The organism is Synechococcus sp. TAK9802, assembly GCF_014279535.1.
GTDB lineage: Bacteria > Cyanobacteriota > Cyanobacteriia > PCC-6307 > Cyanobiaceae > Parasynechococcus.
In genome coordinates this window covers 1,445,884-1,472,563 of sequence record NZ_CP047937.1, presented here as the reverse complement: position 1 = coordinate 1,472,563, position 26,680 = coordinate 1,445,884, and the positions used below count along the sequence as shown (strand labels likewise).

At 54.8% G+C, this 26,680-nt stretch carries 22 protein-coding genes; 6 read left to right on the top strand and 16 right to left on the bottom strand.

What is annotated here, in order from left to right:
• Window positions 1-7: 7 nt before the first annotated feature.
• The 4 genes from SynTAK9802_RS08555 to SynTAK9802_RS08540 all read right to left on the bottom strand — a co-directional run bounded on the left by SynTAK9802_RS08555 (window position 8) and on the right by SynTAK9802_RS08540 (window position 3,246).
• Window positions 8-1,174 carry an aminotransferase class V-fold PLP-dependent enzyme gene (locus tag SynTAK9802_RS08555; RefSeq protein WP_186498144.1) on the bottom strand — a complete coding sequence of 389 codons (1,167 nt, stop codon included), beginning with the start codon at window positions 1,172-1,174 and terminating at the stop codon, window positions 8-10.
• Between the two features lie 700 nt (window positions 1,175-1,874).
• Entirely contained in the window at window positions 1,875-2,597 is a 723-nt protein-coding gene (locus tag SynTAK9802_RS08550) for a GAF domain-containing protein (protein WP_186495758.1), read from the bottom strand.
• A gap of 104 nt (window positions 2,598-2,701) precedes the next feature.
• Window positions 2,702-3,004, bottom strand: coding sequence for a gamma-glutamylcyclotransferase (locus SynTAK9802_RS08545; RefSeq protein WP_186498142.1), 303 nt, complete (start codon window positions 3,002-3,004; stop codon window positions 2,702-2,704).
• On the bottom strand, window positions 3,001-3,246 hold the full coding sequence (locus SynTAK9802_RS08540; protein ID WP_011128549.1) for a NifU family protein: 246 nt from the start codon (window positions 3,244-3,246) through the stop codon (window positions 3,001-3,003). The genes SynTAK9802_RS08545 and SynTAK9802_RS08540 overlap by 4 nt, the downstream gene beginning before the upstream one ends.
• A gap of 80 nt (window positions 3,247-3,326) precedes the next feature.
• On the opposite strand from SynTAK9802_RS08540, the gene SynTAK9802_RS08535 reads away from it, so the two are divergent.
• Window positions 3,327-4,835, top strand: a complete 1,509-nt coding sequence (locus tag SynTAK9802_RS08535; protein WP_186498140.1) for a malate:quinone oxidoreductase — start codon at window positions 3,327-3,329, stop codon at window positions 4,833-4,835.
• Between the two features lie 3 nt (window positions 4,836-4,838).
• Here the strand turns inward: SynTAK9802_RS08535 and SynTAK9802_RS08530 are convergent, their stop codons facing one another.
• The gene (locus SynTAK9802_RS08530; protein ID WP_186495757.1) at window positions 4,839-5,159 is read right to left on the bottom strand and encodes a multidrug efflux SMR transporter; all 321 of its coding nucleotides are present in this window, start codon (window positions 5,157-5,159) and stop codon (window positions 4,839-4,841) included.
• A gap of 71 nt (window positions 5,160-5,230) precedes the next feature.
• Here SynTAK9802_RS08530 and lepA point away from each other — a divergent pair, with 71 nt between their 5' ends.
• On the top strand, window positions 5,231-7,039 hold the full coding sequence (gene lepA, locus SynTAK9802_RS08525; protein WP_186495756.1) for a translation elongation factor 4: 1,809 nt from the start codon (window positions 5,231-5,233) through the stop codon (window positions 7,037-7,039).
• A 573-nt stretch (window positions 7,040-7,612) separates the two neighbouring features.
• Here the strand turns inward: lepA and SynTAK9802_RS08520 are convergent.
• The 9 genes from SynTAK9802_RS08520 to SynTAK9802_RS08480 all read right to left on the bottom strand — a co-directional run bounded on the left by SynTAK9802_RS08520 (window position 7,613) and on the right by SynTAK9802_RS08480 (window position 22,597).
• Window positions 7,613-8,857 (bottom strand): hypothetical protein, encoded by a 1,245-nt coding sequence (locus SynTAK9802_RS08520; protein WP_255487734.1) that lies wholly within the window; start codon window positions 8,855-8,857, stop codon window positions 7,613-7,615.
• Window positions 8,858-8,967: 110 nt separating this feature from the next.
• Window positions 8,968-9,516: a prepilin-type N-terminal cleavage/methylation domain-containing protein gene (locus SynTAK9802_RS08515; protein WP_186495755.1), complete on the bottom strand. Its 549-nt coding sequence runs from the start codon at window positions 9,514-9,516 to the stop codon at window positions 8,968-8,970.
• Entirely contained in the window at window positions 9,494-10,093 is a 600-nt protein-coding gene (locus SynTAK9802_RS08510; protein WP_186495754.1) for a hypothetical protein, read from the bottom strand. The genes SynTAK9802_RS08515 and SynTAK9802_RS08510 overlap by 23 nt, the downstream gene beginning before the upstream one ends.
• On the bottom strand, window positions 10,090-15,102 hold the full coding sequence (locus tag SynTAK9802_RS08505) for a calcium-binding protein (protein ID WP_186495753.1): 5,013 nt from the start codon (window positions 15,100-15,102) through the stop codon (window positions 10,090-10,092). Before SynTAK9802_RS08505 ends, SynTAK9802_RS08510 begins: the two co-directional genes overlap by 4 nt.
• Window positions 15,103-15,498: 396 nt before the next feature.
• A complete protein-coding gene (locus SynTAK9802_RS08500; RefSeq protein ID WP_186495752.1) occupies window positions 15,499-16,947 on the bottom strand; it encodes a hypothetical protein in 1,449 nt (482 codons plus the stop codon).
• Between the two features lie 22 nt (window positions 16,948-16,969).
• A complete protein-coding gene (locus tag SynTAK9802_RS12715; protein WP_186495751.1) occupies window positions 16,970-17,461 on the bottom strand; it encodes a type IV pilin protein in 492 nt (163 codons plus the stop codon).
• Between the two features lie 289 nt (window positions 17,462-17,750).
• Window positions 17,751-18,911 carry an HlyD family efflux transporter periplasmic adaptor subunit gene (locus SynTAK9802_RS08490; protein WP_186495750.1) on the bottom strand — a complete coding sequence of 387 codons (1,161 nt, stop codon included), beginning with the start codon at window positions 18,909-18,911 and terminating at the stop codon, window positions 17,751-17,753.
• On the bottom strand, window positions 18,908-21,328 hold the full coding sequence (locus SynTAK9802_RS08485; RefSeq protein WP_255487733.1) for a peptidase domain-containing ABC transporter: 2,421 nt from the start codon (window positions 21,326-21,328) through the stop codon (window positions 18,908-18,910). Before SynTAK9802_RS08485 ends, SynTAK9802_RS08490 begins: the two co-directional genes overlap by 4 nt.
• A 540-nt stretch (window positions 21,329-21,868) precedes the next feature.
• The gene (locus SynTAK9802_RS08480) at window positions 21,869-22,597 is read right to left on the bottom strand and encodes a peptidylprolyl isomerase (RefSeq protein WP_186495748.1); all 729 of its coding nucleotides are present in this window, start codon (window positions 22,595-22,597) and stop codon (window positions 21,869-21,871) included.
• Between the two features lie 238 nt (window positions 22,598-22,835).
• On the opposite strand from SynTAK9802_RS08480, the gene SynTAK9802_RS08475 reads away from it, so the two are divergent.
• Together SynTAK9802_RS08475 and SynTAK9802_RS08470 are read left to right on the top strand one after the other, a co-directional pair.
• On the top strand, window positions 22,836-23,708 hold the full coding sequence (locus tag SynTAK9802_RS08475; protein ID WP_186495747.1) for an ABC transporter permease: 873 nt from the start codon (window positions 22,836-22,838) through the stop codon (window positions 23,706-23,708).
• 19 nt (window positions 23,709-23,727) lie between these two features.
• Window positions 23,728-23,943 (top strand): hypothetical protein, encoded by a 216-nt coding sequence (locus SynTAK9802_RS08470; protein WP_186495746.1) that lies wholly within the window; start codon window positions 23,728-23,730, stop codon window positions 23,941-23,943.
• 2 nt (window positions 23,944-23,945) lie between these two features.
• Here SynTAK9802_RS08470 and SynTAK9802_RS08465 read toward each other — a convergent pair whose 3' ends face one another.
• Entirely contained in the window at window positions 23,946-24,119 is a 174-nt protein-coding gene (locus tag SynTAK9802_RS08465) for a hypothetical protein (protein WP_170950570.1), read from the bottom strand.
• Between the two features lie 63 nt (window positions 24,120-24,182).
• Window positions 24,183-24,872 (bottom strand): tRNA (guanosine(18)-2'-O)-methyltransferase TrmH, encoded by a 690-nt coding sequence (gene trmH, locus SynTAK9802_RS08460; RefSeq protein ID WP_186495745.1) that lies wholly within the window; start codon window positions 24,870-24,872, stop codon window positions 24,183-24,185.
• A 94-nt stretch (window positions 24,873-24,966) separates the two neighbouring features.
• On the opposite strand from trmH, the gene SynTAK9802_RS08455 reads away from it, so the two are divergent.
• Window positions 24,967-25,335: an MGMT family protein gene (locus SynTAK9802_RS08455; RefSeq protein WP_186498136.1), complete on the top strand. Its 369-nt coding sequence runs from the start codon at window positions 24,967-24,969 to the stop codon at window positions 25,333-25,335.
• Window positions 25,336-25,338: 3 nt separating this feature from the next.
• Complete coding sequence (locus tag SynTAK9802_RS08450; RefSeq protein ID WP_186495744.1) at window positions 25,339-26,676, top strand: 16S rRNA (cytosine(967)-C(5))-methyltransferase; 1,338 nt, start codon at window positions 25,339-25,341, stop codon at window positions 26,674-26,676.
• Window positions 26,677-26,680: the final 4 nt, after the last annotated feature.

The window sequence follows — 26,680 nt, the reverse complement described above, 5'->3', positions numbered from 1 at the left end:
GAGCCGATCAAAGGGCGCTGATAGCGGCCACCAAAGCGTTGATGTCGTCGTCTGTGGTGGTGATGTGGGTGCAAGCCCGCAAGCAACTGGGGTCTGCCAGGTCGCGAATCCACAGCCCTTGGGCCCCCAGCTGCTTCACATGCTCTGTGGGGGGCACGTCGCCAATGATCTGAAAGCTCACCAGTCCGCTGGCGGGCGGCACTTCCAGCAGGGGCTTGACGGCCTCCAGCCCCTGGAGTGCCCGCCAGAACTTGCCGCTGAGGCTTCGGATGTGGTCCCAGCGTTGTTGTGCTGATCCCGCGTTCTCCAGCAGTTGCAGTGAACAGCGCAGGCCGGCCATCAGGGGAACACAGCTGGTGGCCACTTCGAAGCGGCGGCTGTCGTGATGAAACAGATCAGTGCTGCTCAAATCAGCCTTGCTTTCATCACGCAGGCTGCGCCAACCGATCACGGTCGGAGACGCTTCGGCCACCACACGCTCTGAAAGCGCCACGCCCCCTAGGCCTTCGGGCCCGCAGGCCCACTTGTGCCCGGTAAAGGCATAGATGTCCGCTGCTGCAGCGGCATCTTCGACGGGGCTCTGTCCGAAGCTTTGGGCTGCATCCACCAACAGAAAAGGTTGTTGGGGGTGCTGATGGAGTTGCTTGGCGACGGCGGCTATCGGCATCACCTGGCCGGTGTTCCAGAGCAGATGGCTCAGCACCACCAGACGGGTGCGGGGGGTGAGGGTTCGCTCAATCGCCTCGACCACGGCGGCATCGCATTGGGTTTGATCACCCCGCAAGTGCTTCACCGGCAGCACATCGATGGCGAGGTTCTGGCGCCGGGCCAGTTCCACGCAGGCACTCACAACACCGGGGTGCTCGCAGTCGCTGATCAGCAGCCGGTCCCCTTCGGCAAAGGGCAACCCCCAGAGCGGCAGCACGCAGCCGCTGGTGACGTTTTCGGTGAGGGCAAGCCGGTGGGGCGGAACACCGCAGCACTGGGCCAGAAGGCGGCGGGTGCTGTTCACCTCCTTGGCGATGTAGGGCCAAACATCTGCAGTGAACGGCCCCAACTTCTGAATGCGCGCCCAGCTTGCGGTGATCGCCTCCAGGGATGGATTGGGCAAAGGCCCTTGGCCGCCGTAATTGAAGTAGGTCTTGTTCTGCAGGGCAGGACAGAGGTCGCGCATGGTCACGGCAATGGCGTGAGCCAAAGGATCGGTGTCACCACGTTGGCAGTGGCGTCGTCGCTCTTCAGGGTCTTCGCTTCTTGCTCAAAGACTCATACCCACCTTTTTCTGAACTGTTTTTCAGCGGTTCGTTCCATCTGCCAGCCCGACCAACGTCGCCATTCGATTTGTGCGGCCGTCAGACATTGATCTGCAAGCGATTCGTTTTGATTGTTCGCTGTGCCAAAGCGGATGGGGCAAGCAGGACCAGCGTTCAACTTGAGCTCCTGATCTGATTCAACTCTGTCGTGCAGGCTGAATGGATGGTGGTTGTGTTTGCTGCCGAACCAAATTGATCAGTATTTCAACTCAGCTTGTTGTCCAATCTGTCGGTTTGGACGACATCAGCTGGCCTTGAGGTAGACCTTGCGGCCTTTGGCATCCACCTTGTAGCGACCACCCCGTGGCCCGATGTGAATGACATCGGTGCTTGATGTATTGATCGGGGTTGGTGGCTCCATAAGTTCCGGCTCATCCTCGGCGGGGGCTGGAACCTCAGGTGTTTGTGTCCTCAGGTGTGGTGCTGCCTTGAAGATATTCAGCCCGAGCTTGCGATACAGAAAATCTGCAATTCGCATGACGCATTACTGGAACTACCTTTTATTTTCCGGCGATGTCAAGTCTGTGATGGCGCTGATCCAAGCGCCCGGTTCCAATTTCCTTACCGCTGATTGTTCGACGACTCTGCTCGACTGATTTGCACGTCGGGAAAGTGCTCGTTCATGCAGTCTGGGCAGATGCCATGGCTGAAATTCAGCGTGCTGTGCTGCATCAGGAATCGTTCGATTGGCTGCCAGAATCCTTCGCTGTCGCGGATCGATTTGCAGTAGCTACAGGTGGTGATTAAGCCTTGAGCGTGGTGCATCTGACAGAACTCATCCATCAGGGCCAGGGACCGGCGTCTGAGTTCCAACAGAGTGGTGGCCTGTTCCGCCAGGCCTTCCATCACCTTGTATTGCGAATTGGTGAGCGATTTGGGAATGCGATCAATCACGCAAAGCGTTCCAATGCGGTGGTTGATGTCTGTTTTCAGTGGGAAGCCTGCGTACAGCCGAATGTGTGGTTCTTCCTGAACGAGGGGGTTGTCGCGGAATTTCTCATCAAACAGCGCGTCCTCCACCACCAGAGGTTTTGAATCGAGGATCGTATGGGCGCAGAAGGAGATATCCCGGTCGGTTTCGCTGGCTTCAAGGCCCACCTTCGATTTGAACCACTGACGCTTCTCATCCACCAAGGAGATCAGGGCAATCGGAGATTGGCAGATCTCTGAGGCCATCTTGGTGATGTTGTCAAAGGCCTGTTCGGGCTTTGTTCCCAGAATCCGGTATTCGCTGAGGGATCTCAGCCTGGCTGCTTCGTTGATCGGCTTGGGTGCTGCCTGCATGGGCTTGCCTCGCTAGGCATGCCATTGGTCTAGAGCAGGAATTTTTTATTTTCTGTAAATGTGCGGTGCGAAAAATTTAGCTTTGTGGATTTTACTTTCTTCGATTAATTAATTTTTGGGGCTGCTTCATAGAGCCACACGCTGCGGCCATCCCTGAGGGTCACGCTGCTGCGCTGATACACCTCAGGCACCTCCTCCCAATCATCCAAGGCGCGCCAACAAGGCTCGGGCACCCAGTACACCTCTCCTGAAATGGCCCCATTGCCTCGCTGCAGCATCGGGTAACCCCGGTGCTGGATCTTGATGAACCCGTCAACGATGCCGTCGCTGTCTCGTTTGGCGCCCTTCAGCAAGTGATGGGCGCTGCCATTGCTTTTGAGTGATCCGTAGACGAAAAGGCGCTTCAGAGCACCTGCACCACTTCACTCACTTCGGGGATCGACTCGCGCATCTTGCGTTCGATGCCCATCTTCAAGGTCATCGTGCTGCTGGGGCAGCTGCCGCAGGCTCCCTGCAGGCGCACCTTCACGATCGGACCGTCCAGTTCCACCACTTCAACGTTGCCGCCGTCGGCCATCAGGAAGGGGCGCAGTTCATCCAGCACCTTCTCCACGTTCTCCAGCGTGAGGGCCATGGTTTCAGTGCTCATCGGGATGAACCAGACATCAAGGTTTCAAGGTTACGGAGCGGCCCCATAGGGTGACGAGAGCGGTTAACCCTCCAGCTCCGGTGCAGCACGACGGTTCGTTCAACCCCGAGGCCCGCTACGACGCCGTGCTGGTGGGCGCCGGAATCATGAGTGCCACTCTGGCGGCGCTGCTGCATGAACTGGACCCGCAGCTGCGGATTCTTCTGGTGGAGCGCCTGGAAGCGCCTGCCCTGGAGAGCAGCGCAGCGGTGAACAATGCCGGCACCGGTCATGCCGCCAACTGTGAGCTGAACTACACCCCGATGCAGGCGGATGGCACCGTCGCGACGGCCAAAGCGGTGGCCATCAATGCCTCGTTTGAACGCAGCCTGGAGTTCTGGAGCTCACTCCAGGAGCGGGGCGATCTCGACACCAGCAGCTTCCTCCACCAGGCGGCCCACATCAGCGCCGTGTGGACGCCGGAGAACATCGCCTTTTTGCGTCAACGCTTCAGCCAACTGAAAGACCTGCCGGCCTTTGCGCGGATGCGCTGGAGCGAAGACCAGAGCGAGCTCACCGAATGGATGCCCCTGGTGATGGCAGGCCGCGATCTCAAGCAGCCGGTGGCGGCCACCCGGATTGACCGGGGAACCGACGTGGATTTCGGCACCCTCACCCGGGCCTATCTGATGCCGTTGCAGGAGAGCGGAGCGCTCAGCGTGGAGTACGGCACCCAGGTGCACGACCTCAAACGCCTGCGTCGCAGCGACATGACCGAGGCCGACTGGCGCGTTGTGCTTAAAGGCCCCTCGGGCAAAAAAGAAGTGCGTGCTCCTTTCGTTTTCCTCGGTGCCGGGGGTGGTGCTCTGCCGCTGCTGCAACGCTCCGGGATTCCGGAGGCGGCTGATTTCGCGGGCTTCCCGGTGAGCGGCCTCTGGTTGGTTTGCGGTGATGCTCAGCTGGCCGACCGTCAGCGGGCCAAGGTCTACGGCAAGGCGGCGGTGGGAGCTCCGCCGATGTCGGTGCCCCACCTCGACACCCGTTGGATCGATGGCAAGCGGTCGCTGCTGTTCGGCCCCTTTGCCGGCTTCAGCAGCAAGTTCCTCAAGCAGGGTTCCCTGTTGGATCTCCCCGCGTCCGTGCGGGCCACCAATTTGCTGCCGATGCTGCAGGTGGGGGCAACCAATTTCGAATTGGTGCAGTACCTGATCAATCAGCTGCGCCAGAGCCCAGCAGAGCGGCATGAGGCGCTGCAGCAGTTCATGCCCACCGCCCGTGCTGATGACTGGACCCTCTCGGTGGCGGGCCAGCGGGTGCAGATCATCAAACGCAGCAAGCAGGGCGGACGGCTGCAGTTGGGAACCGAGGTGGTGGCCTCCGGCGATGGCTCCCTGGCGGCGCTGCTGGGGGCCTCTCCGGGTGCGAGCACAGCGGTGACGATCATGTTGGAGGTGCTGCAGCGCTGCTTCAAGCAACGGCTCGACAGCGCCGCCTGGCAGCAACGGCTGCAAGCGCTGTTGCCCAGCATCCATGAAGACCCGCAGCAGGATCCGCAGGTGCTTAACCGGATGCGGGAACGCAGTGATGCCCTGCTGGGACTCAGTGCCTGAGCGTCATTCCCCCAGGTTCACCAACACCACTCCGGCGGTGATCAGGCCGATGCCGATCAACTGGGCTGGCTGCAGCATCTGGTTGTAGGCAAACCGGCCCACCAGCACGATCACCACGGTGCCGATGCCGCTCCAGAGGGCATACGTAATCCCCAGAGGGATGCTCAGCACCACCTTGGAGAGCAGGGCCATCGCAAGGGCATAGGCGCTGAACACCAGCAGCGTGGGCAGTGGTCGGGTCATGCCTTCCGACAAGCGCAGGCAGGAGGTGCCGATCACCTCAGCGCTGATCGCCAGCAGCAGCAGGGTCCAGGGATTGCTCATGAGCACTGGTGCCGCTCCTTAGGATTGTGGCAATGACGCTTTCTGGACCCGAGACGGGATTCCGCCGCTGCATGACCGACGCCCCCGTCTCACGGATCCGCAACTTCTGCATCATTGCCCACATCGACCACGGCAAGTCGACCCTGGCCGACCGCTTGCTGCAGGACACGGGCACCGTGGCCAACCGGGACATGCAGGATCAGTTCCTGGACAACATGGATCTGGAACGGGAGCGGGGGATCACGATCAAGCTCCAGGCCGCCCGGATGAACTACACGGCGGCCGATGGGGAGGAGTACGTCCTCAACCTGATCGACACCCCTGGGCACGTCGACTTCTCCTATGAGGTGAGCCGCAGCCTTCAGGCCTGTGAAGGGGCCTTGTTGGTGGTGGATGCCAGCCAGGGCGTGGAAGCTCAGACCCTCGCCAACGTGTACCTGGCGCTGGACAACGATCTCGAGATCATCCCGGTGCTCAACAAGATCGACCTGCCCGGTGCGGATCCCGATCGGATCAAGGAGGAAGTCGAGGCGATCATCGGCCTCGATTGCAGCAACGCCATCCCCTGCTCGGCTAAGACCGGCATGGGTGTGCCCGAGATCCTGCAGGCGGTGGTGGACCGGGTGCCCCCGCCGAAGGATGCGGTGGAGGAACCCACCAAGGCCCTGATTTTCGACTCCTATTACGACCCCTACCGGGGCGTGATCGTCTACTTCCGGGTGATGAGTGGCCGGATCAACTGCAAAGACAAGGTGCTGTTGATGGCCAGCAAGAAGACCTATGAGCTCGATGAGATCGGGATCATGGCGCCGGATCAGAAGAAAGTGGATGAGCTCCATGCCGGTGAGGTGGGCTACCTGGCGGCGTCGATCAAGGCTGTGGCTGATGCCCGTGTGGGCGACACGATCACCCTGGTGAATGCACCGGCAGATGAGCCCTTGCCCGGTTACACCGAGGCCAAGCCGATGGTGTTCTGCGGCCTGTTCCCCACCGAGGCTGACCAGTATCCGGATCTGCGCGATGCCCTCGACAAGCTGCAGCTCTCGGATGCGGCGCTGAAGTACGAGCCGGAAACCAGCAGCGCCATGGGCTTTGGCTTCCGCTGCGGCTTCCTTGGCCTGCTGCACATGGAGATCGTGCAGGAGCGGCTCGAGCGTGAGTACGACCTTGATCTGATCGTCACCGCGCCATCGGTGATCTACAAGGTGAACATGATCGATGGCTCAGAAGTGATGGTGGATAACCCCGCCACACTTCCTGATCCGCAGAAGCGCGAATCGATCGAAGAGCCCTACGTGCGCATGGAGATCTACGCGCCGAACGATTACAACGGCGCCTTGATGGGCCTGTGCCAGGAACGGCGCGGCGATTACATCGACATGAAATACATCACCACCGACCGGGTGACGTTGATCTATGAATTACCGCTGGCGGAGGTGGTGACCGACTTCTTCGATCAGATGAAGACGCGCACCCAGGGCTACGCATCGATGGAATACAGCCTGATCGGCTACCGCAAGAACCAACTGGTGCGGCTTGATGTATTGATCAACGGTGAGCGGGCTGATGCCCTCACCACGATCGTCCATCAAGACAAGGCCTACAACGTGGGCAAGGCGTTGGTGGAGAAACTCAAGGAACTCATTCCACGCCAGCAGTTCAAGATTCCGATTCAGGCGTCGATCGGCAGCCGGATTATTGCCTCCACCAGCATCAGCGCTATCCGCAAGGACGTTTTGGCTAAGTGCTACGGCGGTGATATTTCCAGGAAGAAGAAACTCCTGAAGAAGCAGGCCAAGGGCAAGAAGCGGATGAAGGCTATGGGCAAGGTGGATGTGCCGCAAGAAGCCTTTATGGCGGTGCTCAAGCTTAATGATTGAAGTGGACTAACGTCTGAGCTTCCTGCCGCATTGATCGTTGAATACTGACGTCTTTTTGAATTTAGTTTCTTAATTTTTCTCCCAATTAATTTTATATTTTGTGGTCAAAGCTGGCCTTCTCTGTCGGCCGTTTAGTGGCTTTAGTTGCAATATGTAGGTATTTTGGGTCTAGTGGATTAAGTTGAGTTGATATTCATTCTTTTGTTTTTATGGTTTTGGGTTTGGAATATCTTAGGGCATTGCCTTTAGTATTTAATGCTGGATCTCGTGTTTTATGTGTGCCTTGTTTGGTAGGCGGAGCGAGGCTGTTCTTCATGGGAGTTCTGTCTGTGGGCTGGTGTTTAGGGTGATCGAATTGAAGTGTCTGAGCGCTTTTCTTGGGTGCAAGGTATTTGCCTGATTATCTGTGGGAGTGTTTGGCTTGTGCAAAGAATAGCTATTTGATGGGCTTTCAAGACTATTGGGGTCTGCTCCTACAATATCGGGGAATGCGTGGAAGTTAAGCAGTTTCGATTTCTCCTATTTTGCCCGATAGGCGTTAGCGAGGGAGGGCAATCTTGCCCTATGGATGAATTATTGTAGTCTCTTGCTTCCGTCTAAAAAAACCAACATATCCCCATCAGTTATGTTGGCATCGAAGGGATCATCTCCGTCGTAGCTGTTGTCGTCTGAGACAGCACAATTTGCTTGACTGCAGCTGCCCAGATTCACGTTGGCTATCGGCCTCTTGATGTAGATGATGTCGACACCATCGCCACCCTCAACCGTGTCATCGCCTTGGATGAGGTAAGTGTTCTTGCCACTTCCTCCTATGAGGGTGTCGTCTCCAGCACCACCAATTAGTACATCATCGCCGGCACCACCTTCGATGGTGTCGTTGCCATCGCCGCCAAGCAATCGGTCATCACCATCGCCTCCATACAGCTCAACGGCCCTATCGTTTTCTGCAATCGTTACATCACTGGCTTCAATTATGTCATTCTGATCAGAGCCTTCGATTACATCAAAGAAGTTGGCCCCGCACATCACTACCTGCTGATCGCTTCCTATAGCGCCTTGCGGCAGTTGCAAAGTTCGGTTGCCGGCGCTGCCATAGCTGACGGGATCCAGGGAGCGGTCAACGGAGACGTAAAGCAAGTCGCGTTTGTTGAAGTTGCCTTCCCCTGCGCATACATTTCGGGTATCTGGGAAGTAATAGACCGGTGCCACGCGGGACTTGGTGCCTAGGCATTGCCCATAGGGGTTCGTGGAGTTGTTGCTCAGTCCATTAGCTAGTAAGTAAAACCGCAGACCCTGCCGGTCGAGTCCATTGCTTTCGCAACCTATGGCATTGACGCAAAAGCCATCTTCGCAATCATCGTTACTGCCCAGATTATCGAGGATTACTTCTTGGCAGTTGCTGTCTTGGCCATCCGTGCACAATTCCGCCTCATAAAAGCCTCCATAGTCGTTGTCGTGGTTGATGCGAGGGCCGCACCGAACTAGGGCATTCCCGTTGATCACGCTGCCGTCGTCAATGGGCTGCACTCCATAGATCGCAATTGGTAAAACCTGGAAGTTTTCCCTGAGGGTTGCATCAGCCCGCACCGACATCGGTCGCTCCAGCGGAAACACAATCGCGTGGGTGAATTCGTCGGCTTCAATTCCGCATTCCTCAGGAATCTCTATAGCTGAAACATCTGTGATGACTCTTGTTGCCGAGGTGACCTCTGCTTCCACAAAGCGGCGAGCAAGGTTCCATTCAGTCCGCTTGCGGCGAAGCTCTTCTGCTTTGGCTCTTGACTGCATCGACTGGATCACCAAATTTGCTGCCGTCATCACGACCACAGTGCTCACACACATGGCTATGAGCAGCTCGACCAGGGTTAAGCCGTCATGTCGATGGGCTCTCTGATTTTTGAGTCGCCGAAGCAGTATGTTCACGAGAACTAACTCCTCAACTCCTTCTCATAGCTGCATTCCCCATTGCGCTTTATGCCGCTGCGTATAAGACCAACCGGAGCAACTACCTTGATGCAACGTGTGGTTGGACTCTCCTCAATTGTGAGTTCCATTTCCTGATTGCGGTTCACGCTGCCTCGGGGTGAGAAGCTGAACTCAATGTCTGAATCATCCGATAACACCAGAGTGACATCAGATGATATGTTGATGTATTCGGAGATACTAAATCTTGTCAGATTACTGCATCCAGGGCTGTCAGGTGTGATGGCAATTGATGCATCGCTGGCATCATCAGCTGTAATGCTGAGCTTGCATGTCTCCATGTCTTTGACCGCTTGATTCCGGGCGCGTTCAAGCCAGTTGACAATTTCTAGGCTTGTGGCTGTCAGTTGCTCACGCCGCATACCTGAGAGCAGGTTAGGGAGAGCTACGGTACTGAGGATCGCCAAGATCACCAATACAACCATCAGTTCAAAGATGGTGAAGCCGCTTGGGTTTGGTTTGGCTTGGCGACTAGCTACACCAATGAACAGCATTTGGAACAACAGTCGTTTTGATAGTAGCAATAACCTCGTTATTTTTTTCTGCTTCGTATTCAATAACTGCCTGGTTATTATTGGACTCGTCTAAAGAGATAGTTCTGGTGATGGTGATGTCTTGATTGGTTAATGAGCTGTCATTGATGATGTGCTCGCCAGTGGTGACATCGTCTTCATTATCCGATAAGAGCTCGCTGGCAAGACTCCTTGAATTGCAGAGGCCAATAAAGTCTTGTTTGTCATCGGAATCATCCTTGTCGTAATACATCAGACTCTCGTCGTTTTCTGTTGTTGCATCACGGCATGGTCCTTGCCTGCAGCGAAAGGTATAAAAGCGCCGTTTCACGATTAATTCCAAGTCATTGGCCATCACGCTTTCAGCCACTTTGCGTAAGCTGGCTTGATCTGTGATCCGGTTAGACCGGATGATACCGCTTGCGAATCCGCTAATGCTGATCGCAAGAATCGATGAGGCAATTAGCACTTCATGGAGAGTTTGCCCCGACTCTTGCCAGATTTTTCCCCTTATTAGTCTTGTTTGCTTGGTGGTTGATTTTAGTGTCATTTTTCTCATGCGAAGGTGTCGTCTTCTTGCCTTGTAAGCTGAACTCCGTTTGCAACACCTAGATAATCCGTGCCGCTGTAGAAGAAGCTATTCTCATTTTTGTATTCCATAGTGACCTCGCCAATGTTGGCAAATTCCAGTATGTCTTCTCCAACAGCAAAGTCAAATATTGTGGCGTAGCCATCTCCCAGGCTCAGGATGAAGGTGTCTTCTCCTTCTCCTCCATAAAGTTTGTCTAGGCCAATACCTGCATCAAGAATATCGTTTCCGTTTCCTCCTTTCAGAGTGTCGTTGCCGATGTACCCAGTGAGGATGTCGTCGTCGTCACCGCCTAGCAGAGTGTCATCACCTTCATCACCGTTGAGCTCATCTTCGCCAGCCCCACCTTTGATGGTTACGTTGCCTGTTCCAAAGAGATCAACTACGTCGTGTCCATCCCCAGCATCAATCGTGCTGTTCTCAATCTCGCCATCAACTGTGATGTAGTCATCCCCTTCACCAGCTTCAATCAAGCTGTCCACCATGGCTTTGGATGAGCTTTCTCCCCAAACCTCTATATAAATTGAGTCGTCTCCACCACCACTGGAGATAGTGCTGTTGTTGAGTCCAATGGCTTCTCCATTGTCCTCACTGGTGGCTTCCACAATCACATCGATGATGTCATCAGAATCGCCCACATTGAGTGTTGAGTTCTCTATGCCAACAGCGAGTGTTTCACCGGCTACCTCTATGAAAAGGGCATCGTCATCAGCGCCCGCATCAACCGTTGTATCGACCAGCCCCTTGGCGACTCCTTCATCGCTTGTCTCATCACTACTTTCAGATGTGCTTTCAACCTCAATCAGGTCATCTCCATCGCCGGTGGAAACCTCGGAGTCTTCGATAGCAGTGGCGTCTTCTTCCGCTTCAGCGGTGACTTCAACCGAGTCGTCGCCATCGCCGGTGGAAACCTCGGAGTCTTCGATGGCAGTGGCGTCTTCTTCCGCTTCAGCAGTGACTTCAACCGAGTCGTCGCCATCGCCGGTTGAGAGCTCAGAGCTTTCAAGAGCAGTGGCGCTCGATGATGCTGTCGCCGTTATGGAAACCGAGTCATCACCGTTGCCAGTCTCGATCGTTGAATTAACGGCTCCCTTGGCCACTCCGGTGTTGAGAAGCCAGGAGTATTCGTTGTAAGTCCAAGAGCCTGATCCTGAATGCTGATACCCGTAATTCCACTCATAGTCGTAGCTCCCGCTGTACTCCCACCCGTAGGACCACCAGGGGTAGCTGTAGCGATAGGAATTGGAATACTTGCCGTATTGGTTTCCAGCCGATTGGTGATTGTAGCTGTAGTCGTAACTCCCGAGGTTGCGACGCAGGTAGCTGGTGTAACCGAAAGCGCTGCTGTTGATGGTGAAGACATCATCACCTTTGCCAAGATCAATCGAGCTGTCTTTGATGCCGACTGATTCGGTGTAACCCTGGGAGTCAACGGTTAGAAGATCGTCTCCGCTGCCAGTGATAATGGTTGAGCCATTGGCGCCAATGGCTGATCCGAGCTTTTGGATAAAGGAATTTTCGTAGTCCTGAACCCATAGGCTTTGGTGCTTGCCTTCGCTTTGGTTGGAACCTGAGTAGTTATAAGAATAAGTGTGTTCCCTGATTGGGCTCCACCAGCCCCAGCCATAGCGTGTTTGGTAGTTGCCTTCGCCTTGGGATAAATAGTCACTTTTATGGCTGTATTCAGAGCTGTATTCACTGAGGTATTTGTTTTGATCAATCAAGCTCTTTTGGCCAAGCGCAGTGGCGCTGAGCGAGATCACATCATCGCCTTTGCCAGTTTCGAGGCTGCTATTGCTCAGCGCTTCGGCTCTCTCGCCGCCATTGGCACTAATGGACGCTTCGTTGTCGCCATTGCCTAGGTTGATTGTGCTGTTCTTGGCTCCGTAGGCTGTGCCAAAGCGATTAATTCGTGAGTATTCATAGTCCCGGTTGTAAGTGCTCCAGGACGATGAGAAACCATCGCTCTCGCTTTCGTGATTTCTTGAGTATTCCTCAATTCTGTTGTACCAGTAGTATGCGCTGGTGTAACTGCGGCTGTACTCTTCTGATCTTCTATTGGAATACCAAGAATCATGACTCCACGTCGAGTCGCTCTTATTGCGATTGATATAGCTTTCTTCTCCCTCTGCAAGGCCAATGATGCTTAGTGAATCATCGCCGCGACCAGTGCTAATGGATGAGCCAGCTAGGGCAATCGCTAGCTCTCCACCAACTGCCAGGAGGTTAATGTTGTTGTCTCCATTGCCAGCATCAATGGAGCTATTGTCAGCACCAATCGATACGCCAAAGCGATAGGTCCTTGAGTATTCATTGTCCCAATTTGATTGGCCTTGATTTGTGTATTCGCCTTCAGACTTGTAGTCATAGTTGCCTTCGCTGCTTGATTGGCTATATCCATACCAGTTGCGTGATGAATACTGATTATTGTGGTAATTACTGTGGCTGTAGCGATAGATATCGCTGTAGCTGTTGAGGTGGCTTCCTGCGTTGGTATTGCTGTATCCGATCACTCCATCGGCATTGGTGCTGATGGAGATCGTGTCTGAGCCAGAACCCATCAGCAAGTCACTGCTCACCAGGCCGAGTGCGCGTTCCCCTCCTTTGACAGAGATTTCTGCGGTGTTATCGCCGTTGCCCAGGTCAATACTGCTGTTTTCAGTACCTACAGCACTGCCAAATCGCTGAGTATTGGAGTAACTACTTGTGTTCTTGTGGCTGTAGTCGTGGACGCGATTCCAGGAGTTATCCCATTGGCTTTCATACTCACCCTGGCTTTGATGGTTGCCCCACCACCAGTAGCGATAGTTGTTCTGATAGGAGTGCCATGAGCTCGATTCGCCACTCGAATGACTAATGTTGTAGCCAGACGATGCGTAGTCGTAATCACTTGTGTAGCTATAGCCCCGCTCGCCATTAGCATTAACGCTTAGGCTGAAGCGATCATCGCCATTGCCGCTGTTGAGGCTTGTAGCTCTGAAGCCAACCGCTTGGTTTCCCGCTAATACATTGATGGTTGCAGTGTTGTCGCCACTCCCAAGGTCAATACTGGAATTGATGGCTCCATAGGATTCGCCGCCTGAGATGTCAACGCTGCGGCTGTTGTGACTCCCCTTGTTCTGCCCTTGATTTGAGTACTCAAAGTTGTAATCATTTTTCGATCTGTATCCATAGCTTGAGCTATAGCTCCCGTACCAGCCTCTGTAGCCCCAGCTGCTTGAGTGGTTGTATTCACCACTCCATTGATTTGAGCCGCTATAGCTGTAGTTGTATCCCCAGGCTGATTGGCTTGTCCATTCATTGTGTCTGCCATGAGCTGTGACATTGATACTTAGGCTGTCATCACCACTCCCAGTGCTGATTTCTGTGGTGCCAATACCAGTTGCCGTTGCGGCGTTACCCCATCCCCAGTTGTTGTTGTTGGCGGAAGCATTGATGGAGACGACATCGTCGCCGGAGCCAGCATCAATGGTGGAATCGAGGGCACCGAAAGCGCGGATATCGCCTTGTCCAGAAGCGCTGGCGTTGATGAAGAGGCGGTCGTTACCGCTGCCTAAATCAATGGAGCTGTTTTCTGAGCCATAGGCAGGGTCGTAGCGCCGTTGGGTTTGGAAGGTGGTGGCATTGAGGCTGACGTAGTCATCGCCAGAGCCCACATCAATGGAGCTATCACGAATAGCCCAGGCATTAGTGGCAGCTCCAGAAGCAAAGGAGTTGACGACAACGGAGTCATTACCAGCCCCAGTGTTGATGGAGGAGTTGTTGTCAATACCAACGGAATCGGCATTACCACCACCACCCCACCACCACCAACCACCATTGCTGGAGGCATTGGTGTTAATGGAGATGGAATCGTCTCCAGAGCCTGTATCGAGGTTTGAGTTATCGAGACCTTTTGCAGTAGCTGGATTTCCTCCGCGGTTCCACCACCACCAGCCGCCGCCATTAGCACGAGCGTTGGCATTGATGTTGATGACATCGTCGCCGGAGCCTGCATCAATGTTGGAGTCTTCTACCGCTGTTGCATTTGAGATGCCGCCGTTGGTAGATGCGCTAACGGAGAGGAAGTCGTTGCCAGAACCGAGATCAACATCTGAGTTGTCGATACCTTTTGCTGTTGCAGGGTCATTACCGCCACCCCACCACCACCAGCCGTTGTTGCTGTTGGCGGAAGCATTGATGTTGATGACATCGTCGCCGGAGCCAGCATCAATGGTGGAGTCGAGGGCACCAAATGCACGCATCTCACCTTGTCCAGAAGCGCTGGCGTTGATGAAGAGGTGGTCGTTACCGCTGCCTAAATCAATGGAGCTGTTTTCTGAGCCATAGGCAGGGTCGTAGCGCCGTTGGGTTTGGAAGGTGGTGGCATTGAGGCTGACGTAGTCATCGCCAGAGCCCACATCAATGGAGCTATCGCGAATAGCCCAGGCATTAGTGGCAGCTCCTGAAGCAAAGGAGTTGACGACAACGGAGTCATTGCCGGCGCCAGTGTTGATGGAGGAGTTGTTGTCGATACCAACGGAATCAGCATTGCCGCCACCCCACCACCAGCCATTGCTGGTGGCATTGGAATTGATGGTTATTACATCGTTTCCAGCTCCCGTTTGGATATTGGTATTGCTGATGCCGGTGGTGTTGTTGTTGTTCGATCCCCAATCGGTACTGCTTGTGGATGCAGAGATGTCGATGCGTGTTCCAAAATCACTGGTTGCAATAAAGGATGTATCCCTTAGGGCTGTGCTAGATGCCCGGGGGCCCCTTGCGTGGCTTTGGATATTTGCGTATTGCCCAGCGAAGGTTACCGATGAATTATTGAGTGCAGTCGCCGAGCTTGAGTCATTCCGGCTCCATGAGTTTGAGAAGATATTGAGCCTGTCACTGGTAATAGATAGGCTTTTATTGTCAACAGCCTTCACATCGGAAGAGTAATACTTCCCCCACCAAATAGGATCACTTGAGTTGAATGTGGTTGTCGACATGGAAACATTTGCTGAAATTAGACATAAGCCTTTCCATGAAAACCAGACTCATTCCAAGCTACGAAATGAGCTCTAGGTGTCTATGAGTAAGGCTCGATACCCGCCTCTAAATGTTCTTGCTGTTGAGTCGAAGCATTTGCTTTAGGAAGCAAGTTCCGACTAGATCGGCATGGGTCCTAAGTGAGATTAGAGAGAAAGCTTACCACGTGAGGGGGAGTTATGTCCATAATTAGGCCTTTTTTCATCTCTCTTGAGTGAAAATACTCATTGGTCGCTGCTCTTTTTAGTACCCATTTTGTGCTGTCTAAAGTTAGATCTTAATATCTCTGGTAATAGAAAAATGCAAATGCATATAGGACTACCTTAAATTTCTGCCGAAAGCTATTTTGAGGCTATTTAGTCAGACCGTCTTCCATAGCTGTACCAGCTGGTGACCCCTTGCGCGACATAGTCGCGTTGTCCAATCCCAAATTCTTTGCCCAGGCGTTGGTATATCATTTGGGGCATATTCTCCGGAAGCCTTAGCTCAAACTCGCCTAGTCTGGAGTTTCCATCTATCCAAAATGATTTGGACCAAATGGCACCCTCAACTAAGTGGTCTTTGTGTCTTGTAATTTCGAATCTAACTCTTCCATTTGGAAGCCATATAAAAGCCTTGAGCGCTTCTCCATTTGGTGATTCTCCTCTAATCTGTAATGTATTTTGTCTACTTCTGGTTGTTGATGTTGGTGTTCCTAATATCATAAAATCTGCGGCGTGATTGACACCGGTTGTGTCAATCCAGATGTCAGCTCCAAATTTTAGGCTGCCATCAAGGTAAAGGCGCACTGGATCTGAATCCGAAATTACGACTGAGTTTTTGGGGTCCCTGCACCTACTGGTTCCTCTGATAGATGCACTGCCGTTTCCGCTGATGTAGACATGCCATGTGCCATCACTATCCTGCCACTTTGCATTGTCAGGCAGATCCTCCGGGATCATAAAGTTCTCGCATGAATTACCGTTAGTGGTTACATTATTGACTACATCTTCGAAGTCTTTTGCACTTATACCTCTGACTTGCTCTGGTGGTTCTTGCGTTGTTGGCATTTCAATATCGCCTATGGTTGGCTCTTCCGGGTAGTCGCTATCCCATATTCCTGATTGGCAGTCGGCATTGGCACAAATAATCTCAGCAGCTTCTCGAGGATCAGTGTTATTCATGATTGCCACTGAGTTACGGTAATTTTTAATTTGACTCTGTACAAAGATGCCAGGCCAAATTGTGTCTTGATTATTATTATCACCAGGTAGCGCGTCGCATCCTTTCGCGATGATACTCATATCTTGGTAGATCTTGGCAGAAGCCAGTAGCCTGTTGTTACTTGATCTAATCTCGCCTTCCATTTCAAAGCTGCCAATCCCTCCGTAGAAGTTGTTCCCATTAAACGTGTAACTGGTGAGTCTGTATATCCCTTCAGTACCATCGCTATAGGTGTTACTTATTCCTTGAACTATTGGATTACTTCCTGCATTTTTACGACATCCTCCAGTGGCTGCTCTGCTAATTGACCAATTCCCATCGCCATCGTATGACTCGATTAACCATTCCGGGTGATCTTCATTAAGGCTTTCAATCAGAATGTTGAGGCCTGATTCTGCAGCTTCTTTTGCTCGGTCTGCCAGGCTTTGCCTGGTACCATTTACGTAGCTATTATAAGAACGGATTAGTACTGCAGTGATTGTTGTGGCAGCAATTGCTGAAACCATTAAAACAATTGCCAGTGCTAATCCATGTTCATTGGCATTGCCAAATCTTTTATTCTTTGGTTTTAAAAAATTAGGTTTGCAGAAAATGTATTTCATTTCTGCCCACGTCTTGAGCTAATTAGCAGCTCACTGCTGTGGTGGAGTTCAGTTGAGTTTGTATATCGACAACTCCTGTGTCGAAGTTGACACAACCATCGAGGGTATCGCCTGTTAGTCCTGAATCATTTGAATTGCCTGTCGCGGTGATAGTCCAGATATTGTTTGTGCTGTCAAAATTATCTTCGGTATAATCAAAATTTGTGTCTCCGTTTATTGGTGTCCCGTATGTTGCATTCATTGTTGTGTTGGTATTTTGTGGGTCCTCTCCGTTTTCTAGAAATAGGGCGTGGGCTTGCTTAAGGGTTGCTGCGATATTGCTTTTGGCTTCCGTTGCTTTCGCTTTGCCTGTTGCGGTTAGGAAGTTCGGTAGAGCTATCGCAGACAGGATGCCCACGATGGCTACTACCACCATTAACTCCACTAAGGTGAATGCATTGGGGGGTGCGGCCTTCCCGTTCTTCAGCCGCTTGATCAACCGCAGGGCTTGCTGCTGGCTGGCTGGGTTCGTCATGGTCTTTGAAAAACCGACTATCCTTCAAGGATAAGACACGTGAGACTTAAGTCAAGTCTATCCGGTTTGGCTTGGTTTTGGCTCTTCAGCGACGCGTCCCCCCGCTGTACGGTTCAGCTGGTTGAATCGGGCCCATTAGGGCTGCCGCAACATGTATTCCTGAAGGCTGCTGCGTCTTTTCATATCTTGTGCCTCGTCTCGTTATGAATGGTCTGCGGCCTCCGACGGGTTCCTTTGGGGCTGGGTGGGTTAATTCCGTCCGGTGTCTGGGCTACCACAGGTGAAAGGCTTAAGGTGGATCCGTCTTAATTCCTCGCAGGGAATCAAAGGCTTTCTCGACTGAATCAGTGAGCAAGCTGATTATCGGTTTGTTGCGTACGACGAAATTCACCGACACGCTTTGCCCCGCGGCAACCGGGAGTCGTTTGCTGCGCTTTTCCAGGTATTGACGTTTCAGTACCACTTGAGCGGGGAACACAGGTTCTGGATTTTGTTGAGTGGGCTCGAGAGATTGCTTGCCAACTCGTTTCAGTTCGCCGGGAATCTCTCCGTATTGGGTGAAGGGGTAGGCATCAACGCGTACTTGGGCTTCCATCCCGGCCTTTAAGAACCCCACATCGGCGTTTGTGACAAACACGCTGGCTTCCAGTGTCCCTTCAGGGACAATCTTGAGCAGGGTTTCTCCTTTGTTGGCGGCATATCCTGGGCTGGCAACGACCAGATCAAAGACATAGCCCCTCACCGGAGCTCGCAGGGATTCGTACTCCAGTGATTTTTTGGTTTCTACCAGCTGACGCTCGAGATCAGCTAGTTCGCGTTGTATCTGCTGCTCGCTTTTGATCGATTCGGCCTGTACTTCCCGCAGGGTGGCTTCGGTTTGTGCAATCTCTGATTGCAGCTCCTGGAGTCGATTCCTTTGCTGTAAATATTGCACCTCAGCAATTGCGCCTTGGCTCACAAGGCTAGTCATGCGATCGACGATTGAGGCCTCGACTCTCAAGCTCAGCCGCAAGCTTTCGAGCTGAGCCTCGAGGCTGTCAACGCGTGCTTGAAAAGCTTCGATTTCTTTTGCGAGGCGACTGCTCTCCAATTTTTTCTGTCGCTCTAAGGAGAGCAAACGCTCATTGCTCACTTCTGAGTCGAATTGAATCAGCACCTGACCTGAGCTGACGAGTTCTCCCTCGCTGACTGGAATGTCGCTAACAACCCCAGAGAGATGCGCTTTGATCGGGCGCTCAGAGCCCATTCCTTTCAATTCGCCTCGGGCGATGACGACCTCATCAATCCGAGCGACGGCGGCGTAAATGAATCCGAAGCCAATGCAGCCGACAATCGCCCATTGCAAAGCTCTGGTCCAGGTGGGAGCTTGGCGGTAGCGCACTTCATACTGTGCCGAAGACTCCAATGAATCTTTGTCGCCATTGTTCTGTTCGAGGTTGGAGCTGTTCATGTTTGCCCCGCTTCTTGTTGCCGATACAAGGTGGCGTACCGACCGCGCAACTCAAGTAATTCATTGTGAGTCCCCTGTTCCACCAAGCTGCCTTCATGCATGACCAAGATGTGATCTGCATTGCGCAAGCTGCTGAGACGATGGGTTATGAACAGCACCGTGCTACCGCGATAAACCTCAGCGAGATTGCGGGTTACTTGTTGTTCGGTGTCTACATCAAGAGCACTTGTGGCTTCATCAAGCACGAGCAGTCTGGGCCGCTTCAACACCATTCGTGCGATCGCCATGCGTTGTCTCTGGCCTCCGGAAAGGGCCGAACCACGTTCACCAACCGAGCTTGCATAGCCTTCGGGTAAACCCTGGATGAAATCGTGGGCGCATGCCACTTGTGCTGCACCGGTGATCTCTTCGAAGCTGGCATCCGGCCTGCTCAGGGCGATGTTTGCCTGCACCGTGCCATCAAACAAAAGGCTGTCCTGAGGCACTACTCCAACCTGGTTGCGCAGGGAATAAAGATCCACTTTTGAGATGTCGTAGCCGTCGATGCGGATGGTGCCTTCTAGTGGATCAAAGAGGCGAGTCAGCATCTTCAGCATCGTGCTTTTGCCTGAACCGCTGCTCCCCACAATCCCGACGAAACTGCCAGCTGGAATCTCAAAGTTGACATTTAGAAGTTGCAAGGGTCCGCTGCTGGAAAAGCGGAAATTCACACCCTCATAACTAACGGCACCTTGCAGGGGAGGGACCGGCGGCAGGTTTTCTCCAGCAATTTCGATTTCTTTGCGGTGATCGACGATGTCGGAGAGTCGTTCGAGCGAAAGCGCTGTTTCTTGGAAGTTTTGCCAGAGACTGGCTAGGCGCAGCAGGGGGCTGGTGACGTAGCCAGAAAGGATGCGGAATGCGATTAGTTGGCCCAGAGTCATCTCGCCCTCGAGCACCAGCATTGCTCCAAGCCAAATGACGAGAAGTCCCGAGACTTGTCCCATGAATTGGTTGGCAGATCCGGCTGCTGTGCTCGTGATCGTGTTACGGAAACCTGCTTCAATCTTGCCGCCGTAGAGCTTCTCCCATCGCCATTCACTTGGAAGTTCCATCCCTTGGCCTTTCACTGTCTCCATGCCTGAAAGGGTTTCCACTAGATGGCTCTGGACCTTTGCACTGGCTTCGGCTTGCTGGCGTAACTGCCGGCGGATGATGGGTGCCACTCCAATGGTTAGCCCTACAAACAACGGCAAGACGCCGAGAGCTGCAAATGTGAGTGGTACTGAATAGATCAGCATCACAGCGATATAGACCACCGAAAACACCGCATCAAGCAGCACGGTGAGGGCGGTGCCCGTGAGGAAGCTGCGGATTTTCTCTAGTTCGCTGATACGGCTGCTCACTTCCCCGACTGGTCGTTTGGCGAAATAGCTGAGTGGTAAGCGGAGAAGGTGGTGAATGATTGAGGCCCCTAGGGAGATATCAATTCGGTTTGTGGTGTCGGAAAAGAGGTAAGTACGCAGTGCTCCCAGAAGCGCCTGGGCGAAGGCCATCACTACCAGCAATGTCCCGAGCACGTTGAGGCTGGAAAAATTGCCCTGGCTGATCACTGCATCGATGATCTGTTGAATCAGAAGTGGGTTGAATAACCCCAGCAGCTGCACAAAAAAGCTGGTGATCAATACCTGCAAAAGCGCATTGCGGTGCTTTTTGATCGCTGGTAGGAACCAGCTCAGGCCAAAACGTGCTTTTGGGGTTGTCGCACTGCGCTCAAGGCATAACACCGGTAGTTGTTCGCTTGAGCTTTGATCGAGCAGCTCAGTGGCATCCACCCAGTACTGACCAGTCAATGGGTCGCCAATCAACAACTGCTGCTCGCGTGCTTGCCACAACACCGCGGGATGTCCGTTGATCAACGTGAATGCTGGGAATGGCAATCGCGTAAGTAGATCAGCACTGTTGGGTTGCAGGCCTGTTGTACGTAGACCCAGGAGATCGCAAATAGCGGCAATCGCTTGCAGGGGCAACGCACTACGGCCACTGCGTTCGAGCTGGTCATTGAGGATGCGGCTGAGCACATCGCGCCGAAACGGCAGATCGAAGTGGCGGGCAAGCATTCGTAGGCAGGCCAAGGGCTCTTCAACAGGCCCTTCCCCGTTGTGCTGTGGATAACTGCCGTCGTTGTGAAGTCGTCCGTACCAATCCGCGAGAGCTTCACGCTGAACCTGTGGAGTGGGTAGCTCTTCGGTGGTGGTGATGCTCTTCTCAGGAGGCTTTTTTAGTTGTTTATCGAGCGGTTGGAGTTCACGTTGTGGTGGCCAGTGGCTTGGCAGTGAGAGCAGTCGCGCTGGGAGACGTCCGAGGACTTTGAGCTGGCACGGGCTTTGCAGCACCGTGCCGATGCTTTCTCCTTCGATGTTGTCGCTGCTGACCAACCAGGAGCCTTCGCTCAGTTCGAGTTCATGGGTGCCTGGAGCCAGTAGCCGAACGGGTTGATCACACAACTCGCAAGCATCTTGGGCCCATCGCAGCAGTTCTTTAGCAGTGGGGTAGTGAGGATCCTGACGGCTAGCTGCAGCTGCCCATAGCTCCCAAGGGCGCAGAGTGCAGAAGTGATTGAGATGCTCTGGATTTCGTTCGAGGAGTTCAAAAAATTGTTCAGCGGGAAGCAATGAGCCCTCCAAGGGGGTGGCGGCTGCCAGGGTCAAGCCACTGATGCCCCTTAAGAGCAACTCTCCACCAACGATTTCGCCGCTTCTGAAGCGTTGCAGCGTGAATGCTTCCTTGCGTTGATCTAAGCCCAGAAGGCGCATATCGCCTTGTTCGATCAACAACACTCCGGGCGGTAATTTGTCGAGATCGTGCAGCCTTTGGCCAGTATTAAGGCTCAGTGGCTGCAACATCTGCTGGCTGACGCCGAGGAGTGTCTGCCAAGGATTAAGGTTGGGCTCAGGCTGCTGGCTAGGCATAAAAAACTAGGCCCCGCTCTTGGTTTCGGCAGCTAAAAGTTGTTCTTCCAAGTGCTGATCGCCGAGCTCGAAGAGCAGTCGCTGCTTGAGTGAATCGGTGAGCTCTGCGCAATGCAATTCCTCAAGCCGCACCACAACCCACCAGTTTTCGAGTTGTTTAGGCGGCCACAGTTGCTTGGGCGTGCTGACACGCAACAACTTTGCGAGCATTGGATGAGGTTGGCTTAACGGCACTGGTCCGAGCCGGCCTCTTTGTAGTCGCTCACGCCCCTCGGAGTATTCCTCGGCAACCTCTTCAAAGCTGGCCTCGCCTTCTTTGATGCGCAGGTGCAATTCATTGGCCAGGTGTTTTTCTTTGACACGCAAGAGCGAATAACTCACTTGATCCAGTTGATTCTTGCGTTTGAGATAGTGGCTATTCAGTTTGTCTTCAAGGTTTCGTTGGCACCACAGCAGCCAGCGGCCGCGGCGGGTGGCAAACTGCTCCCATTGTTCTGAACTCAATCCTTGTTGTTGTTGCCAGCGTTCTAGCTTTTGCGGAGAGTCGAGCCGTTGTTGCTGGCACCACTCCTCCAGCATGCCCTTGAGTTGATTGGTTGTCGGTGGTGGAAGGCTTTGTATGCATTTATCAATGACGGCCTCACGCCGGGCTTGGTGCAGCATCCCCCAGCTCTCAAGCTGTTGACTGCTGAAGCCTTTTTGAGGAACGTTGGCTTGGTCCAGGGGGCGAGCCAATGAGTATTCATTTCCTAGCTATGGGGTCTTTATTCGCCAACTGCATCACCCAAGTGAACAAGGTCAGTTGCTGCTGATTCGTCGAGAGCCTGTACCCGCTCGTCTAATTCGTCTCCGCCACAGCTCAATTTTGGGGAATTTGGCAGCGTTAATACCAGCCCTAATAGCAAGACCAAGAAGATAGATCTTTAGCGGTAGCTGGACGCTATGGCCTCATTCTTCCGCGGTTCGGGAGACAATGCATCTGCCTGAGGCCAACCTGCCCGTGATCCGCAGCCTCTCCACCCGCATGGCCCGTTGGGGCCTGGTGATTGTGGGGATCTACCTGCTGGTGGCCTTGATCACGCCGTTGTTGGTGAGTGCTGGCGTCCTTCCGGACGCCAATGCCGGCCTGGAGAACCCGATCTACTCCGCTCCCAGCTGGACCCATTGGTGCGGCACCGACCGGCTTGGCCGGGATGTGTGTGTGCGCACCATGGCAGGCAGTGGAGTGGCGCTTCAGGTGGTGTTCCTGGCGGTGGGTGTGGCTCTGCTGGTGGGTGTGCCTTTGGGCATGGTGAGTGGCTATTTCGGCGGCGCTGTCGATCGCCTGATGGTGCTGCTGATGGACACGCTCTACACGCTGCCGGTGTTGTTGCTTTCGGTGGTGTTGGCCTTTCTGCTGGGCAAGGGCGTCCCCAATGCCGCCGCCGCCCTCTGTGTGGTGTACGTGCCGCAGTATTTCCGCGTGGTGCGCAATCAAACCGCCCAGGTGAAGAGCGAGCTGTTTGTGGAGGCAGCCCAGAGCCTCGGGGCGGGGCCGCTCTGGATCCTGCGGCGCTACCTGTTCCGCAGCGTGATCACCTCCGTGCCGGTGTTGCTCACCCTCAATGCCGCTGATGCAGTGCTGGTGCTGGGCGGATTGGGATTTCTCGGCCTGGGTCTGCCGGAGACCGTGCCTGAATGGGGTGGTGATCTCAACCTGGCCCTTGCAGCAGTGCCCACAGGGGTTTGGTGGACCGCACTGTTCCCCGGCCTTGCGATGTTTGTGCTGGTGCTGGGGCTGTCCTTCCTTGGTGAAGGCATTGAGGCCTGGGTGAGCGGCGCAGAAGCCCGGCCCGCGTCAGACTGACCTCATCGGTACTGGTGTGATGGCCTGGTGGATCAGCTTGCTGTTGCTGAGTATGGCCGCGTTGCTCTGTAAAAAGAGCTGCGACAGCACCGATGACGTGATCGCCTTGCTCGAGCGGATCCTGGCCACCACCTTGATGTTGGTGGTGGTGCTGGTCAGCCGAAATCTGCTGCTGGAAACGGCGGTGTTGATCGCCGCGGTTCAGTTGCCTGGAGTGCCGCGGCGACAGCGCTGATTTCAGGCTGGTTTCGGTGCCTTCACCTCACGGATCGAAATCCGGCAGGAGCTGGGGAAGATGGCGTGGGCCGCTTCCACGGCATGGCTGAGATCGTCGGACTGGAGCATTTCTTCGCCCCATTCGTTGCCGCAGTGGTAAGTGACTGCGTACTGGTGCAGCTGTTTGTTGTCCATTGCTGACAATCCGCTGCTTTGGTTATGGCCCAGGGTTCACGGAGATACAAGTCTTCCGTTGGATCAGCAGCGCAGCTTCACAGTTCGCGGCAACTCCTCCATAAGCTCTCCCTCCTCACTCAAGGCGGGGTAAGGCCGTTCCTGTTTCCGGCACCAGCGGGCCACCTCGGGGTAGGACCACTCAAACAGCAACTGCTGGTACTGCTCTGGCTTCAGCCCTTCTCCCTGGGTAGGAGCCAGTCCGGCCACCTGGCGTTGGCGCAGCGCTTCAAACAGCAGGGTGGCGGTGGCGACCGAAACGTTCAGGGACTGCACCATGCCGCGCATCGGGATGAACAGGGCTTCATCCATCAGGTCCCGGGCCTGATCGGTCAGCCCCCATTTCTCCGCCCCGAGCACGAAGGCGGTGGGCCCGGTGAAGTCGCACTCCCGGTAGTCCTTGGCATTCACCCCGAGATGGGTTCCGTAGAGCCGGAACCCTTTCTCTTTCAGATGGCGGATGGCTGTTTCGGTGTCGGGATGGTCGTGCAGAGGCACCCATTTCTGGCTGCCTTGGGCCGTGCTGTTGAACGTGCGTGGTCGCCCGTCAAAACTCACCGCGTGGGCCTCCAGGGCTCCAACGGCATCACAGCTGCGCAGGATGGCGGAGAGGTTGTGCGGTTTCTCCACGTGTTCGAGCAGCACCGTGAGATCCGCCATGCGGTGGTTGAGCACGGATTTCAGCCGCTCAAACCGTCGCGGCAGCAGGGGCATGGGCGGTCAGTCGGGTGAGCAACAGGTTGGGGGCTTTCAATGCTTTGGGGTCTGGAACGACAATTGAGAAGTCAGCGCTTCCGTCGCCATTCAGATCCCTCCCAAGGATCCCTCCGTTGAACCGTACGTCTCCGGCGGCACGTTTGATCAGCGTGTCTGGAGCCAGGTGGCCCGCATCCCCCACGGTCGCTTGGCGACCTACGGCCAGATTGCTGATTTGATCGGTGCCTTTGGTTGTGCGCGTCAGGTGGGATGGGCCTTGCGGCGTCTCAAGTTCCCGTCCAGCGTTCCCTGGCACCGCGTGGTGAACGCTCAGGGTCGGATTTCGATGAGCCTCAGCCGTGAGGGCAGTGACTGGATCCAGCGGGATCTTCTGCTGGCTGAGGGCATTCCGGTGGATGAGGAAGGACGCTTGCCGCTGCGTCAGTTCCTTTGGCACCCGGACGCCCATGCTGGGGACTGATGCGTGTCGCTCTTGTCTGATTCGGCTCCGATTGGACTGCTGCCGCGCCGTCTCGCCTGGGATGTGTTGCAGGCGGTTGCGGCTGGGGCCTATGCCGATGTGGCGCTGGAGCGGGTGTTGCGGGAGCGGGACCTCAAGCCTTCGGATCGGGGATTGGTGACCGAGCTGGCCTATGGCGCGATCCGCCAACGCCGCACTCTCGATGCCTGGCTGGATCGGTTGGGCAAGGTGCCGGCCGAGAAGCAACCGCCCAAGCTGCGCTGGCTGTTGCATGTGGGGCTCTATCAACTGCTGTTGATGGAGCGGATTCCAGATTCAGCAGCGGTGAACACCGCCGTGGAATTGGCCAAAACCAGTAAGGGATTGGCTCGGCTGGCCCCTGTGGTGAACGGGGTTCTGCGGGCGGCGCTGCGGACGCGTGAGGCCGGCGAAACCCTGCTATTGCCCAACGATTTGCCGGCTCAGCTCGCCCAGGCCCATTCCCTGCCGGATTGGTTCACCCAGTTGTTGGTCGAGTGGCGCGGGGCGGAGGGGGGCGCGGCGGTGGCCAGCGCCTGCAACCGCGTACCGGATCTGGATTTGCGGGTGAACCGGTTGCGATCGAGCCCTGCGCAGGTGCAGAAGGATCTCGCCGCGGCTGGCATCAACAGCGAGCCCATCGTTGGTTGTCCCGATGGCCTGCGCATCTCAGGCCACAGCGGCGATCTGCGCCACTGGCCTGGTTATGCCGAGGGCCATTGGTGTGTGCAGGATTGTTCGGCGCAATCGATTGCACCTCTGCTCGATCCCCAGCCGGGAGATCGCATCCTGGATGCCTGCGCGGCTCCGGGGGGCAAATCCACCCATCTGGCGGAGTTGGTGGGAGATCAGGCGGAGATCTGGGCTGTGGACCGTTCAGCCGGACGGCTGAAGCGCGTTGCCGCCAATGCCGCCCGGCTTGGCCTCGCCTCCATCAATGCCCTGGCTGCGGATGCTGCCAATCTTTTGGAGCAGCGCCCCCAATGGCGAGAATCCTTCCAGCGGATCCTGATCGATGCCCCCTGCTCGGGGCTGGGGACCCTGGCCCGTCACCCCGATGCCCGCTGGCGGGTGACGCCCCAATCCATTCGTGGTCTTTTGCCCCAACAACAAGCTCTCCTGGATGGGCTTTTGCCGTTGTTGGCTCCCCAAGGCGTGTTGGTGTACGCCACCTGCACCATTCATCTCGATGAAAATCAGAAGCAGATCCAGGCGTTGTTGAAGCGGCATCCATCGCTCTGCCTGGAGCAGGAAAGCCAGCTCTGGCCGGATCAAGCCAGCGGAGGAGATGGCTTCTATTCGGCTGTGCTGAAGCGGGCTTAAGGCC

Coding starts and splice junctions, on each gene's coding strand:
- SynTAK9802_RS08555 (WP_186498144.1), bottom strand. CDS start 1,174: ATGCGCGACCTCTGTCCTGCCCTGCAGAACAAGACCTACTTCAATTAC.
- SynTAK9802_RS08550 (WP_186495758.1), bottom strand. CDS start 2,597: ATGCAGGCAGCACCCAAGCCGATCAACGAAGCAGCCAGGCTGAGATCC.
- SynTAK9802_RS08540 (WP_011128549.1), bottom strand. CDS start 3,246: ATGAGCACTGAAACCATGGCCCTCACGCTGGAGAACGTGGAGAAGGTG.
- SynTAK9802_RS08530 (WP_186495757.1), bottom strand. CDS start 5,159: ATGAGCAATCCCTGGACCCTGCTGCTGCTGGCGATCAGCGCTGAGGTG.
- lepA (WP_186495756.1), top strand. CDS start 5,231: ATGACCGACGCCCCCGTCTCACGGATCCGCAACTTCTGCATCATTGCC.
- SynTAK9802_RS08520 (WP_255487734.1), bottom strand. CDS start 8,857: ATGACGGCAGCAAATTTGGTGATCCAGTCGATGCAGTCAAGAGCCAAA.
- SynTAK9802_RS08515 (WP_186495755.1), bottom strand. CDS start 9,516: ATGCTGTTCATTGGTGTAGCTAGTCGCCAAGCCAAACCAAACCCAAGC.
- SynTAK9802_RS08510 (WP_186495754.1), bottom strand. CDS start 10,093: ATGAGAAAAATGACACTAAAATCAACCACCAAGCAAACAAGACTAATA.
- SynTAK9802_RS08505 (WP_186495753.1), bottom strand. CDS start 15,102: ATGTCGACAACCACATTCAACTCAAGTGATCCTATTTGGTGGGGGAAG.
- SynTAK9802_RS08500 (WP_186495752.1), bottom strand. CDS start 16,947: ATGAAATACATTTTCTGCAAACCTAATTTTTTAAAACCAAAGAATAAA.
- SynTAK9802_RS12715 (WP_186495751.1), bottom strand. CDS start 17,461: ATGACGAACCCAGCCAGCCAGCAGCAAGCCCTGCGGTTGATCAAGCGG.
- SynTAK9802_RS08490 (WP_186495750.1), bottom strand. CDS start 18,911: ATGAACAGCTCCAACCTCGAACAGAACAATGGCGACAAAGATTCATTG.
- SynTAK9802_RS08475 (WP_186495747.1), top strand. CDS start 22,836: ATGCATCTGCCTGAGGCCAACCTGCCCGTGATCCGCAGCCTCTCCACC.
- SynTAK9802_RS08470 (WP_186495746.1), top strand. CDS start 23,728: ATGGCCTGGTGGATCAGCTTGCTGTTGCTGAGTATGGCCGCGTTGCTC.
- SynTAK9802_RS08465 (WP_170950570.1), bottom strand. CDS start 24,119: ATGGACAACAAACAGCTGCACCAGTACGCAGTCACTTACCACTGCGGC.
- trmH (WP_186495745.1), bottom strand. CDS start 24,872: ATGCCCCTGCTGCCGCGACGGTTTGAGCGGCTGAAATCCGTGCTCAAC.